Annotated in this window: 10 protein-coding genes; 3 read left to right on the top strand and 7 right to left on the bottom strand. The window is 43.7% G+C overall.

What is annotated here, in order from left to right:
• Positions 1 to 48 precede the first annotated feature (48 nt).
• Genes AB6F11_RS12850 through AB6F11_RS12840 form a run of 3 tightly spaced genes read right to left on the bottom strand, consistent with a single transcriptional unit; the run spans position 49 to position 5,248 of the window.
• Positions 49 to 3,108 carry an efflux RND transporter permease subunit gene (locus AB6F11_RS12850; RefSeq protein ID WP_104216359.1) on the bottom strand — a complete coding sequence of 1,020 codons (3,060 nt, stop codon included), beginning with the start codon at positions 3,106 to 3,108 and terminating at the stop codon, positions 49 to 51.
• Entirely contained in the window at positions 3,105 to 4,160 is a 1,056-nt protein-coding gene (locus tag AB6F11_RS12845) for an efflux RND transporter periplasmic adaptor subunit (protein WP_104216358.1), read from the bottom strand. The genes AB6F11_RS12850 and AB6F11_RS12845 overlap by 4 nt, the downstream gene beginning before the upstream one ends.
• Complete coding sequence (locus tag AB6F11_RS12840; protein ID WP_076645376.1) at positions 4,160 to 5,248, bottom strand: efflux RND transporter periplasmic adaptor subunit; 1,089 nt, start codon at positions 5,246 to 5,248, stop codon at positions 4,160 to 4,162. Before AB6F11_RS12840 ends, AB6F11_RS12845 begins: the two co-directional genes overlap by 1 nt.
• 150 nt (positions 5,249 to 5,398) lie before the next feature.
• Here AB6F11_RS12840 and AB6F11_RS12835 point away from each other — a divergent pair, with 150 nt between their 5' ends.
• A complete protein-coding gene (locus AB6F11_RS12835; RefSeq protein WP_017081129.1) occupies positions 5,399 to 6,139 on the top strand; it encodes a TetR/AcrR family transcriptional regulator in 741 nt (246 codons plus the stop codon).
• 127 nt (positions 6,140 to 6,266) lie between these two features.
• Here the strand turns inward: AB6F11_RS12835 and AB6F11_RS12830 are convergent, their stop codons facing one another.
• The 3 genes from AB6F11_RS12830 to AB6F11_RS12820 all read right to left on the bottom strand — a co-directional run bounded on the left by AB6F11_RS12830 (position 6,267) and on the right by AB6F11_RS12820 (position 8,541).
• On the bottom strand, positions 6,267 to 7,538 hold the full coding sequence (locus tag AB6F11_RS12830; protein WP_104216357.1) for a DEAD/DEAH box helicase: 1,272 nt from the start codon (positions 7,536 to 7,538) through the stop codon (positions 6,267 to 6,269).
• 57 nt (positions 7,539 to 7,595) lie between these two features.
• Positions 7,596 to 8,207: an ACP phosphodiesterase gene (locus AB6F11_RS12825; protein ID WP_048612524.1), complete on the bottom strand. Its 612-nt coding sequence runs from the start codon at positions 8,205 to 8,207 to the stop codon at positions 7,596 to 7,598.
• A gap of 205 nt (positions 8,208 to 8,412) precedes the next feature.
• On the bottom strand, positions 8,413 to 8,541 hold the full coding sequence (locus AB6F11_RS12820; protein ID WP_017059831.1) for a hypothetical protein: 129 nt from the start codon (positions 8,539 to 8,541) through the stop codon (positions 8,413 to 8,415).
• Between the two features lie 444 nt (positions 8,542 to 8,985).
• Here AB6F11_RS12820 and AB6F11_RS12815 point away from each other — a divergent pair, with 444 nt between their 5' ends.
• Together AB6F11_RS12815 and AB6F11_RS12810 are read left to right on the top strand one after the other, a co-directional pair.
• Complete coding sequence (locus AB6F11_RS12815) at positions 8,986 to 10,209, top strand: aromatic amino acid transport family protein (protein WP_017059832.1); 1,224 nt, start codon at positions 8,986 to 8,988, stop codon at positions 10,207 to 10,209.
• 148 nt (positions 10,210 to 10,357) lie between these two features.
• The gene (locus AB6F11_RS12810; RefSeq protein WP_017064641.1) at positions 10,358 to 11,782 is read left to right on the top strand and encodes a methyl-accepting chemotaxis protein; all 1,425 of its coding nucleotides are present in this window, start codon (positions 10,358 to 10,360) and stop codon (positions 11,780 to 11,782) included.
• A gap of 408 nt (positions 11,783 to 12,190) precedes the next feature.
• Here the strand turns inward: AB6F11_RS12810 and AB6F11_RS12805 are convergent, their stop codons facing one another.
• Positions 12,191 to 12,916 carry an HAD-IA family hydrolase gene (locus AB6F11_RS12805; RefSeq protein WP_017059834.1) on the bottom strand — a complete coding sequence of 242 codons (726 nt, stop codon included), beginning with the start codon at positions 12,914 to 12,916 and terminating at the stop codon, positions 12,191 to 12,193.
• Positions 12,917 to 13,146: the final 230 nt, after the last annotated feature.

The following is a 13,146-nucleotide window of genomic DNA, read 5'->3' as shown; positions in this document are numbered from 1 at the left end:
GTCGAATTTGACTGGGCTGGCTTAAAAGAATCTGTTTTATATCATTCCCTAATAACCCGCAGTGGACGGTTTGATTCTATATAAAATAGCGAACATCACCGGTACTACTATTAGTGTTAGTACGGTAGCAAAGCCTAAGCCTGCCATGATGGTAATCGCCATCGAGCCGAAAAATGCATCGAATACCAAGGGAATCATGCCCAAGATAGTTGTTAGTGCTGCCATAGATACCGGTCGCACACGACTGATCGCGCTGTCGACAACCGCTAAATATGGGTCTTTACCTGTTTGTAGCTCACTGTTGATCTGGTCAAGCAGTACGATACCGTTCTTCAAAATCATGCCACTTAGACTCAATAGTCCTAAGAACGCTGTGAAGCTGAATGGCATATTAGTACCTAACAGACCAATCGAAACACCAATGATAGAGAGTGGCACCGTAAACCAAATCACAAGTGGCTTACGAACCGAGTTAAACAGAAGCATAGTGATGATAAACATCAGCAAGTAACCCATTGGCAGTGAACCAAATAGAGATTCTTGTGCATCTTTAGAACTCTCGTACTCACCGCCCCAACTAATGTTGTAACCTGCTGGTAAATCGAGTGCTTCAACCTTTGGTTTTACGCGAGCAAACAAGCTAGCTGGTGTTTCATCACCTAATACATCGTGATCAGCCAGAACCGTTAGCGTACGCTTTCTGTCACGACGTTGAATCAGTGGCTCAGACCATTGAAGCTCAACCCCATCAATCACTTGTTCTACAGGAATGTAGGTTTGCAGTGATGGGCTCCAGATCTTCACATTGTTTAGTGATTCAAAATCAAAACGCTCTTCTTCAGGCAGGCGTGCCACGATAGGTAACATATGAGTACCATCACGCAGTAGGCCGATGTTGTAACCGCCAAACGCCATCTGTAATGTCTCAGACAAGTCAGTTTTTGAAATGCCTAGGCGACGAGCCTTAGATTCGTTGAACAGTGGTACAAGTTCTTTAGTGCGTTCACGCCAGTCATGACGAACATTTCGAGAGCCTGGATCGGCAAGCAAGATGTCTTCGACTTCAACTGCAATGTTACGCAGTACTTGTGGATCGGCACCGATAATACGCGCTTCAATTTTTGAAGCGGGTGACGGACCAAATTCAATCAACTTGAACTGGAACGTCGGTTGTTCAAATTCGTTTGCTAAGTCTTTGTCTAGCGTCTCTAACGCCTTAAACATGGTGTCGCGGTCAGTCGTTCTTACTTGTAACTGAGCGTACGCTTCATAGCTTTTCTCTGGTTGGTATGTCAGAGCGAAACGTTGCATGCCCTGCCCAACCGTTGTCGTTACAAACTCAACGTTGTCTTGCTGGCGAATGTAGCTTTCAACCTTTTCAGTCTGCTTGATGGTTTCACGAACATCTGTGCCTTCTGGCATCCACATGTCTACATAGAACATTGGCGTATTTGATGGCGGGAAGAACTGCTGCTTCACCATACCAAAACCGACAACGGAAACCGCTAATAGCGCGACCATACTTACTACAGTAAGCCATCTAAATCGAAGCGCTACTTTCAGGCACGCACCAAATACAACGAACAAGATGCCTTTGTAAGGGTCTACGTTTTCATCAACCTTGTCTTCTTCTTTAAGCAACATCTCGGCAAGGAATGGCGTTAGTGTTAGTGCAGTTACCCAACTCAAAAACAGTGAGAAACACAGTACCCAAAACAGTGAACCCATGAATTCGCCTGTCGCATCCTTCGACAAACCAATCGGTGCAAACGCTGTGATAGCGATAATGGTCGCACCTAACAGTGGCCATTGTGTTTGCTTGACGATGTCTTTCGCTGCTTGAAGCTTGGTTTTGCCTTTCTTCAAGCCCACCAAAATACCTTCAACGACAACAATCGCATTATCCACCAGCATACCCAGCGCGATGATCAGTGCCCCCAGAGAGATGCGGTGCAGTTCAACATCGTTGTAATCCATCAGGATGAAGGTACCGAATACCGTCAATAGAAGAACCAAACCGATGATCAAACCACTGCGTAAGCCCATTGCGAACAACAATACAATGATAACGATGGCTACCGCTTCAACTAGGCTGATTAAGAAGTCAGCCACAGATTTGTCTACTTCTTGCGCTTGGTTGTAGAAGTAATTCAGTTCTACACCCGCTGGCTTAATGCTTTCTAGGCGATCCAGTTCCGCATCCAGTGCTTTACCAATCTCAACCACGTTTACACCAGAAGAGAACGCAATACCCAAGTTGATTGCTGGTTTACCGTTGTACGTTAATACATTGCCCGGCTTTTCTTGAATACCACGAGTTACTTCAGCGACATCTTTCAAGCGAATTAGGTTACCCGTGTCGCGACCATGAATGATTAAGTTTTCTAACTCTTCAACCGTACTTAAAGTGCCGTTCGGTTTAATCGTTAGGTTTTGGCCATTGAGCATTACCTCACCGGCTGACACCACACTGTTTTGTTGTGATAGCAGTGACGTAACCATCGACATATCTAGATTCAGCGCGGCTAAACGCTCAAGTGACATCTCAACAAACAATTGCTCTTGTTGGTCACCTGCAATGCTTACTTTGCCTACACCGTCGACCAATTCGATTTCACGGGTTAGATAATCAGCATATTGTTTAAGCTCAACGTAATCGTAGCCATCACCCGTCAGCATGATCATCACGCCAAACACATCACCGAAGTCATCAATGATCTGAACTGAGTTAACACCACTAGGAAGCGTGGGCTGTAGATCGTTGATCTTACGACGCATTTCATCCCAGATTTGTGGTAGCTCGTCTGGACCGTAGTCCATCTTCATGCTCACCATAATTTGAGACATACCATTCGACGACGTTGAGGTAATCTTGTCGATGTACGGAAGCTGTCTTATCTCTTTTTCAAGTGGGTAAGTCAGCTCTTCTTCAACTTCCATTGACGTAGCGCCAGGGTAAGTTGAAATAATCATTGCATCTTTAATGGTAAAAGCTGGGTCTTCTAAACGGGATAGATTACCAAAAGACGTCACACCGCCAATGGCCAAAATGACTAGAAACAGCCAGCTGATTACTTTGTTCTTTATTGAATATTCTGCGATGTTCATTCTGCTTTTCCTGACAATTGGATTCCGTCACGGAGTTTTCTTAAATTCGAATTTACGAGTAGCTCACCTTGCTCAACACCATGAGCGATGAGTGCGCCTTGGCCACTGATCTTGTCGACTTCTACTTCGCTTTTGAATGCTTGTCCGTCTTCCATTTTCCACACATAGAACTGATTCGCTTCAGAGCCCGCTTCTAGCGTTGTCATTGGTAATTGGTAGCCTTGAACATCGCTCAGGCCCGCTTTCGCCATATCTACATTGACCGTAACGCTCGTGCCCGGCAGAATTTCACTTTCAGGCTGCTGCATCTGCATCCAAAATTCGTAGGTACGGGATTGTGGGTGCAGTTCACTGGTGTGTTCTAGATACGTCAGTGGATATTGGCCTGTGTGACCGCCAAAGGTCGCCTCAGGACGATAGCTATTTGAACGCATGTCTGGACTGATTGATGCCAAGATCGAATCTGATACTTGAATTCGTACATACACCTTATCGTTCTGGTACACGCTTAATAGTGTTTCACCCGGTGTCGTGTTTTCGAAACGTTGCTTGTCCACGGTAGAAACGGTCCCGGAAAATGGCGCTAAAAGCTCTGTGTAACTTAGCTTGCGCTTTGCAGCCGCCAAATTCGCCGATGCCAGCTTATAGTTAGCCGTTAGTTGGTCTAGCTCTGACTGCGACAACATCTTGCTACCAAACATCTCCGTTCCACGGGCCAACTGTTTGTTTGCCAGTTTGAATTGAGATTGAGCATCAGTCAGATCTTGTACGTACGTTGCGTTATCTAAGGTGGCTAATAACTGGCCTTTTTCGACGTTGTCGCCGGCTTCTACCAAGACTTGTTGGATTTCGCCTGCGAGCTTAAATGCCAAGGGGGTCAATTCAGCGGGCATTACCTGACCGTTAAAACTTCTGAATTGATCAGTCAGCGGCGCGCCAACTTCAAAGGTAGAAACTAACAGAGGGGGTTGTTCACGATGTACAGCTTCACTGTTACAGGCTTGAAGTAACATAGCCGACGCGACAACAATTGATAATTTGGAAAGGTTCATTAAATACCGCCCTCACGTAACCAAGCTTTTACTTGCTGTCCATCGGATAACACATCCACACCCGCTTCAACGATAAGGTCGCCAGACGACAATCCATCAATAACCTTGCCTTGCTCATCAAGAAGGACTTGTACTTTAGAAATCAATTGAGAATCAGGGTTATAGCGCCATAGCTCACCATGGTCAGCTTCTTTGGTTAACCAAGCTGAATCAACAATGCCAATACCGTAGTCAGATTTATGCTTCTGAACTTCAACTTGCGCTGTCATCCCAGAAAGTAAATTGATGCCTTCCGGCTTTTCGATGGATACAACCGCTTGGTAGCTGTTGGTGTCTTCATCTGGTTGTGTAGAGATTTCTTTAAAGCGAGTCGGGATACGAATACCACGGTGGCTATCCATCACAACCCACATGTTTGAGCTCGTTAGGTCTTGAATAGAACGATCTTCAAGCTTTGATACTGGAATAGAAAACGTCACGTCCATCTCACTGTGATTCAAAATATTCAGTACAGGCTGCTTTTCTGCGATCAATTGATATTGTTTTCCAAACACCATCGATACCACGCCATCGAATGGAGCAACTAAGGTGGTGTAGCCAAGGTTTGTTTTTGCTTGGTCCAACTCAACGTCAGCGGCAGTAAAGGTGTTTACGGCTTGGTCGTAGTAATCGGTACTGACTAACTTTTTCGCGTACAACTCAGAAGCTTGTTTGTATTGGCTATTCGCAAGATCAAATTTGGCTTGTGCTGCATCAACCGCGATACGGTAATCCGTCGCGTCTAGTACGGCTAACACCTGACCCTTCTTCACTTCTTGTCCCATACGAACATCGAAGGTTTCTATATCTCCACCCACTTGGAAAGAAAGCGCAGCACGGTCAGTTGCATCCACTTTTGCAATGAAGCTATCAAGCTCGATATCCGTCTGCAAAGGAATCTCAAACAGCTTTACAGGCTTAACAACTTGAACCGTTTCTTCTGACTGAACCTTATTACATCCGGTCAAAGAGCCTGCGAGCAATAGTGCTGCAATCACAGCTCCCATGCGCTTGCTCGATATGGCATTGATAGACAAATTGGACTGCATGATGTCTCTCCATTTAATTATTATGATTTATTACACAGGTGGGCAGTATATTCAAAATTCCGTAATCCACAAGATTTACTTTCCACCTGTGCAGTATTTTTTATTTGAGTAAAAACAGTGTAGAATGTGGTAATCAGGTAAATGTGTGAAATGAAGATGACTGAAAAGAAACAAGGCAGAAGAAGCGCAAAAGACGCTGAAGAGACGAGATTTTTGATCATGGGTGTTGCTGCGGATATGTTCTGTGAGCATGGTTATGATAGCGTTTCGCTTCGTAACATCAGTGAGAAAGCAGGTGTATCGCATAGCCTTATTCGCCACCACTTTGGCAGCAAAGAAAAAATCTGGCATGCGATAAGCGATTGTTTACACGCCTATTTTCAGTCTTATATTGCTAAGATAGTGGAAGAGTTACCAAAAGGCGTCGCGCCAAACATTACTATCTATTTATTTAGTATGCGCCTTTTTAGCAACATGATTCACTCACGAAAACCGATGCAACTTATCACTGACTCTGTTCGCCAAAAAGACAACTTGGTCGATTATTTTATCGACAATGTTGGCGATGTCGAAAAAGAAATCAACATGTTAGCTGAACAATATAACGATGCGAATCCAGAGAATTTGATCAACATTTATGAGATTAAGTGGCAAATGATCATGTATGCGCACGGAGCGGTATGCCTAACTCCCTTCATGGAGAGCACTTGGAATGAAGGCGATATGGTCACCTCGCCCGAAGATGCCCTACTTAAGCATTGGCAGCTTTTCAACACGCAGATGGTCAGCAAGTTTAGAATAGAAGACCAATGGGTGCTAAACCCAACTAGCCTAGAAGAGCTAATTTATGAAGTGCCCTGTGTATGGAAGTGCAATCAAGAACATCATTAATCCAGTGTTTTTATTTTCCTTGGTCGTAAGTTGATTTACTTAAAACAAAAATGCGCCGTTACAGAACCAACTGTAACGGCGCATTTTTATATCTATAGATCTTTAAACTGGAGCTTTGTCCAGCTTGTTAGCGACGTGCTTTACCGCGGTTTTGGTGAATCTTAAGCTTCGCTTTGATCTTACGTTTTTCTGATGAACGACTTTTACTGCGCCCACCGCGATCAGGGGCTACATCTTTTTCTAGGCTTGGTTCAAAGCCCTCTAACCACTCTTGAGGCAAGCGAGTATCAAGTAAGCGTTCAATGTCACCCAATAGGTACGCTTCATCCTGACTCATCAAAGAAATCGCTAAACCAGTATTACCTGCGCGGCCAGTACGTCCGATGCGGTGAACGTAATCTTCAGCTTTAAATGGCATGTCATAGTTCACAACTTGTTCTAGCTGCTGGATATCAATACCACGAGCTGCCACGTCGGTTGCAATCAACGCTCTCACCTTGCCTGATTTGAAATCGTCCAGTGCTTTTTGGCGCGCACCTTGGCTCTTATCACCATTGATTGATGCCGCTTTGATGCCGTCTAACTTAAGCTCTTTAACTAGAGCATCAGTGCCCTGCTTAGTTTTCGTGAACACCAACACTTGTTGCCAGTTTTTTGAGCCAATCAAATAGGCCAATAGTTCACTTTTACGCGATTTATCAACCGGATAAACCATCTGGGTAACGGTGTCAGCGGTGCTGTTTTTTGGCGTAACTTGAATTTCGCTTGGTGACTGCATCATTCGATGTGCAAGTGCTTTAATTTTATTGTCGAACGTCGCAGAGAAAAACAGCGTCTGACGTACGTCATTCATGCGAGAAAGAATGCGTTTGATGTCAGGCATGAAGCCCATATCTAGCATGCGGTCAGCTTCATCCAGTACCAGTACTTCCGTTTGGCTCAACATGATGTTTCTAGTGAACATGTGATCAATAAGACGACCAGGCGTCGCGACCAGGATATCTGCACCACCGCGTAGGTTATCAGTTTGAACCTTCATGCTAACGCCGCCGTAAGCCACCACGACTTTAATGTCGGTGCCCTTTGCGTAGCTAGTTAAGTTATCGAAAACCTGTTGTGCCAATTCACGAGTTGGTACTAACACAAGCGCACGAACGAGCTTAGGGTTCGGAATAACATTGTCTTTTGTCTCGATTAATCTTTGAATAATCGGTAAACCAAACGCGGCCGTTTTACCTGTACCCGTTTGAGCACCAGCAAGTACATCTTTGCCTTCTAATACCAATGGAATCGCTTGTTCTTGAACACTGGTAGGAGCCGTAAAATTAAGCTCAGACAGCGTGGCAAGAAGATGCTCAGATAATCCTAGTTGGTTAAAAGATTTTGTAGATTCAGACATAGTATGATGCTCAAAGATTAAATAGGCGCGGATTGTAGCAAACCTGCATTACGCTGTTTACCTTTCCTTTTGATTTTTCTTCATTTGAAGCGCATTAAACTGCTTCGCTTCTTCTAAAACGTTGGGATAAAGCTCATTAAAGTGACACTGCAACGTATCGTAGTGACGTTCGAGGTCATCGTAACATGCCTCGAGCATACCGAGCTTAGGCCTTCTCAACGCCATTCGCTGCAATACCACCTCTATAGACGACATGTCTTGATAGCTCTCTAACCATCGATGCTCAGCCATTTTCTGATGAACCATAACGAAATTTTCTGGCCAGTGTGGCTCTTGATGTTCAAAGATCTGCTCATGGCTATCTAAACAAAAACGTTCTAATGTCTGCTGTGAAAACTGAGCCCAATGATTGGCTAAGCAGTGATCCCAAAACACATCGAGTGCGATAGGCGCAAAGCGTCGTGTTTGGTCTGAGAAAAGTGATTTTGCAGAACGAGATACATCATGACGATCAGTATAGCTATCAACAAATCGATGAAGCCTAATACCGTCAGAAAGGGAATCAGAATAGTGTTTATTAGGGTCGCCTTTAACAAAATCACCTAACAGGTTACCTGCTAAGTTACTGTTACAGTGCTTGGCGATGTGAAGGTGTGCGAGAAAGTTCATTGAACCTCATTAAAGTATCGAGAACTAAGTAACATGGTAAACGTACTCGTTTATCTTCGCGAACTTTAATGAGGATAGTTTTGGTATGACGTGTGAGCGAATACGATTTGCTCAGTTTAGAATTGTTTGCTTTGAGAAGCTTTAGCTAAGAAAACTTTTAGCTTTAAAACGTTTCAGTTGAAACTGAATTAAAGATCTTAAAAGCTTAGTTCGAAGACTTGAAAAGCTCTTCTGCTAACTGTTTCACTGTCTGCTCATAGTCAGACAAATCAATGCCAATTTCCATAGCATCTAACAACTCTAGACTTTCGTCATTATAAGATTGGTCACTCATTGTGCCCCCTCTATTCCTTGATGTGGACATGATGTCCGATTAACTAGTGCACCATCTTGGACTTATATTATGTCACTTTGATGAACGCACTCTACTCTACCCATTTCATATTCATAGCTTAAAGCTACTCGCGATCATTAACGCTTTTTTGCGTTAAAGGGTATACGCGAACGACATATGTACTGCCACCTTACACCAAGTACAACAAATTACTCGTAAATTTTGAAACCGATCATGGTCAAACGTTTGCTTTGCTCATTTGAATGCTGACACGCCCCTTTGTGTAAATATTAATTTACAGTGGATGTTTTTAATTACAATAAGAATTGCATTTGGAATTAAACTCAATCAGAATACTTCAAAATCGAGATATTCTTTGGGTTTATGCGCTTAAGCTAGAAGAATTACAATGAAAACACACCCTAACGTAAAGAATTATATACAATGAATAAATCAAAGGTTTTTGGTAGTACTTTGATCATTGCAGGCACAACCATTGGTGCTGGCATGCTCGCTCTTCCACTTGCTTCTGCAGGTATTGGCTTTTCAACTTCACTTTTCTTGATGCTGGGTTTATGGGCGTTAATGGCTTTTACTGCGCTATTAATGGTAGAGCTTCACCAATTCGCAGAATCTGACGCTACCCTACACACGTTAGCTCATACCATTTTGGGGACAAAAGGAAAGTGGATTGCGAGCTTCGCGGTGATGTTTCTTTTCTACGCTCTGTGTGCGGCATACATAGCTGGCGGCGGTGCGCAATTTAACCAACGAATTTCGGATATCGCGGGTATCGAACTTAATGCTCAAATCACCACGCTTCTATTTACCCTATTAGTTGCCGGCGTTGTTACGATTGGTACACACAGTGTTGATAAAGTTAACCGCGTTTTGTTTGGCTTAAAGCTTATCGCGATGGTTTTGGTACTCAGCTTCCTAGCGCCAAACATTACCTCTCAATACTTAATGAGCATGCCTTTACAGCAAGGCCTTATTGTTGCGGCTATTCCGGTTGTGTTTACCTCTTTTGGTTTCCACGGCAGCATCCCATCAATTGTTCGATACCTAGATGGTGACGTTCGTTCTTTACGTAAGGTAATGATTATTGGCTCGGCACTGCCTCTGGTTATCTACGTTTTCTGGCAAAGTGTTACTTTGGGCGTGATTAGCCAAGAGCAGTTGTTGTCTGACACAAGCTTGGGCGCGCTATTAGTCTCGCTATCGCAAACGGTTCATCAATCCAACCTAAGCGTGATCGTCGGTGTGTTTGCAGACCTTGCACTGCTGACATCTTTTATTGGTGTGAGCTTGGGCTTATTTGAATTCATGGGCGACTCACTGAGCAAGAAACTAGGTAACGCAAAACGTGTTAAGACAGCTGCTATCACCTTCTTACCGCCACTGGGGTTTGCCTTATTTTACCCACAAGGCTTCATCATGGCTTTAGGCTACGCAGCCATTGCACTTTCAGTGCTCGCGATTCTGTTACCAACAGTGATGGTCTACAAGGTTCGTTACACTGATTTCTCTGTCAAACCACAATCTTCAGAAGCCAGTTACCAAGTGTTAGGCGGTAGCAAAGCATTGTTTTTAGCAGGTAGCGTTGGCGTATTTATCATTGCGATTCAAGTTCTTATTTCAGTAGGGTTACTGCCTTCTTTAGGCTAATAAACCTATACAGAACTAATTTACTTGATTCAGATCTCATAAATGACATATCACTATCATTAATTTTCACAATTAGTCGATTTAAGTCACATTTTTATTGAGGTCGGTTATTTAGAGTCCACGGTAAAGGATTTACCGTGGAGTTTTTATGAAAGAAGTACAATTTCGAACGATAGACAAACTGTTTATTAAGATGTCGATCAACGACAAGTTTTGGGTCATTTTCTTAATCTTTTTTGCCGCTCTGGCAAGCCTAGCTGGACTGAACTACGTCAACAAAATGGAACACATTGACGTAACTGCAAAACAGCAGGTCGAGTATCAACTGCAAGGCATTTTATCAGCATCAGATTCCCCGGCATCTGTTCGCTCTGTTAGCCAGCAAACTCGCGCTCAACAAACCACTATTTCAAATAATGGTTCTGTGACTGCCACAGCACTCGCACAAGATGGCAACTACTACTCACTTACCGTTTCAACTAACGATATACAGAATCAAAAGCAGCAAGCACTGTACACTTTATTACTGAGCTTCTTGTGGTGTGTGCCTTTTGGTCTTTTCTGTTACTGGGTAGCGACTTTCCTAGGCGGCGCACTTTGGGTTCTTTATTCAACGACTCAAAAGATTGGTGATGGTGACTTAACATCACGCCTTGGCTTCCACCCTGGCCGTGATGAGTTCGGCACGATTGGTTGTGCGCTTGACCGTTCAATGGACACGCTTAGTGAGTTAGTCAACAACGTAAACCACAGTGCAGCAACGCTAAGCGAAACATCGGCTTCTTTCGAAACTGAGATGAAGCGCAGCGAAACACAAATCATGAGCCAAAATGCCTCTCTAGACTCTGTAGCGACAGCAATGGATCAGATGACAGCTTCGGCAAATGAAGTCTCTAACATCTCTGCACGCTCAACTGAACAAACAGAACAAGACGCGCAGCAAATCAACGATAGCCATGCGAAGGTTCAACAGGCAATCTCGGAAATCACCACCCTTTCTTCTTTGATTGAGCAAACCTCATCTTCTGTTACTAGCTTGAATGTGAATACGAGCCAAATTAACGAGGTCATCACGACGATCAATGCTATTTCAGAGCAAACTAACTTACTTGCTTTAAATGCCGCGATTGAAGCCGCTCGTGCGGGCGAGCAAGGCCGAGGTTTCGCTGTTGTTGCTGATGAAGTAAGAACACTGGCAAGCCGCACTCAGTCGGCTACTGTAGAAATCCAAGCGATGATTGAACGCTTACAGCAAGAGAGCCAAAATATCGCGAAGATCACCGAACAGACGGTTGACCAAGCGCAAACCAGTAGCCAGTTGATTTCAAACATTGGTCACGACGTAAACTCGATTGCAGATTCAGCTCAAGCACTAATGGACATGAGTATCCAAATCGCAACATCAGCCGATGAGCAAAGTAACGTTGCCAATACGATTGCAGCAGAGCTTAACGATATTCGAAGCCAATCCGATGTGATTAAAGACGTGGCTCAGAATTCTTCAAATGGCGTATCTAGGCTAACAGAAGCGTCGGTTTCTCTATCTCAGACATTGGCACGCTACCGAACTTAAGGATCAACTGGTGAACTAGCGGCGTGAATTGAAAACAAACTAATGAGGACTCGTAATGGGTCCTTTCTTTTTGGCTTTTGTTTAATAACATTACAAAAACCATGGTCAATAACGATGACATTATCAATTACCATGAAGCAAGTCGCAAAGGAGAGATTAAGAAGTGTCAGAACTGTCTAATATTCGAGCTTAGGAGTAATCTAATTGAACGGGTCTTTTTTCGCTTACCCCCTTGCTGCAGGTGACACATAATGAATAAAACAGAAACACCAAACACCGACGACATTACATGCCCTTTATGCCAACACGACGAGTATCTGCTTTCAGAAAGTGGAGAAAAGTTTACTTGTGCATCTTGCGGTTTCCACACCAAACAATTTAGTAAGGTAGTCAGCCTTCAACTAAGCTCTACCCCACCAAAGCTGCAGAATTCGATATACCACCATTTGAGCAGTGCTTGCCATTAATCCAAACTGAAATTTCTTCTAAACTGTAGATATCCTGAGCCGCGAGTTCTGCTGAGTCGGCTTCGGGATCTACGATTGCTTCATCAATACTCGGGCGTAATCGAAACGATTGGATACCCGCGCGAACACCAGCCTCAATCCCTTTCAACGTATCATCCACGTAGATGCACTCATTTGGCAGAAAGCCCATGTTCATGGCCGTGTACATGATTAGATCAGGCTCTGGCTTCCAGCTGTTAGCATCAAAAGCTGAGAACACTTTGCCTTTGAAGTCGTCTAGCATGCCTGTCATCGCCAATGAAGATTCAACCCTAGATTTCGGTGCATTGGAAGCAATACAAAACTCGATGTCTTGTTGTTTGAGGAATTCAATAAGTTCGATAGCGCCATCCATCGGTTTTAAATGACGCTGGAACAGTGCTTGTAATTCATTGCGATATAACGGCTCAAGTGTATCAATCGAGATAGATAACCCAAGACGTTCTTGTGTATCCATTAAGATGTCGGCTAGCTTTCCGCCTTGAAAGTGCGCATAGCAGTCGTTGACGTTTAGCTCCGCTCCAAAGCCAGTGAAAACGTTCACCAAAGCTTGGCAGCACAGCTTTTCACTATCGATAAGTGTTCCGTCACAATCGAAAATCACACATTTAGTCTGTTCTAACCGCATAGGTATCTCACTCAGATTGAATCCAAGTTTTATCCTATAGTGTTCTTTCAATGCGCGAGATGATTGAGGTAACAGTTTGCAGATACAGGCTTATTTCTCTTCGCGAAATATGGAGTTGATCACTTTATCGCTCGACATAAGCAACAGTTTTCATCAAATGACCCCAGATTCTACGAAATCAAAGACTGCGAGGTTTACATAAGTGACTCAATTTCAGGGGAAATATAAAT

Origin of the sequence: Vibrio sp. 10N.247.311.14 (assembly GCF_041467715.1) — a bacterium.
GTDB classification, from domain to species: Bacteria; Pseudomonadota; Gammaproteobacteria; order Enterobacterales; family Vibrionaceae; genus Vibrio; species Vibrio crassostreae_C.
This window is presented reverse-complemented; position numbering and strand designations above follow the sequence as displayed.

Bases quoted from the DNA above. Each gene is read 5' to 3' on its own strand.
- AB6F11_RS12850 (WP_104216359.1), bottom strand. From the start codon at position 3,108: ATGAACATCGCAGAATATTCAATAAAGAACAAAGTAATCAGCTGGCTG.
- AB6F11_RS12825 (WP_048612524.1), bottom strand. From the start codon at position 8,207: ATGAACTTTCTCGCACACCTTCACATCGCCAAGCACTGTAACAGTAAC.
- AB6F11_RS12835 (WP_017081129.1), top strand. From the start codon at position 5,399: ATGAAGATGACTGAAAAGAAACAAGGCAGAAGAAGCGCAAAAGACGCT.
- AB6F11_RS12840 (WP_076645376.1), bottom strand. From the start codon at position 5,248: ATGCAGTCCAATTTGTCTATCAATGCCATATCGAGCAAGCGCATGGGA.
- AB6F11_RS12845 (WP_104216358.1), bottom strand. From the start codon at position 4,160: ATGAACCTTTCCAAATTATCAATTGTTGTCGCGTCGGCTATGTTACTT.
- AB6F11_RS12830 (WP_104216357.1), bottom strand. From the start codon at position 7,538: ATGTCTGAATCTACAAAATCTTTTAACCAACTAGGATTATCTGAGCAT.
- AB6F11_RS12810 (WP_017064641.1), top strand. From the start codon at position 10,358: ATGAAAGAAGTACAATTTCGAACGATAGACAAACTGTTTATTAAGATG.
- AB6F11_RS12815 (WP_017059832.1), top strand. From the start codon at position 8,986: ATGAATAAATCAAAGGTTTTTGGTAGTACTTTGATCATTGCAGGCACA.
- AB6F11_RS12820 (WP_017059831.1), bottom strand. From the start codon at position 8,541: ATGAGTGACCAATCTTATAATGACGAAAGTCTAGAGTTGTTAGATGCT.
- AB6F11_RS12805 (WP_017059834.1), bottom strand. From the start codon at position 12,916: ATGCGGTTAGAACAGACTAAATGTGTGATTTTCGATTGTGACGGAACA.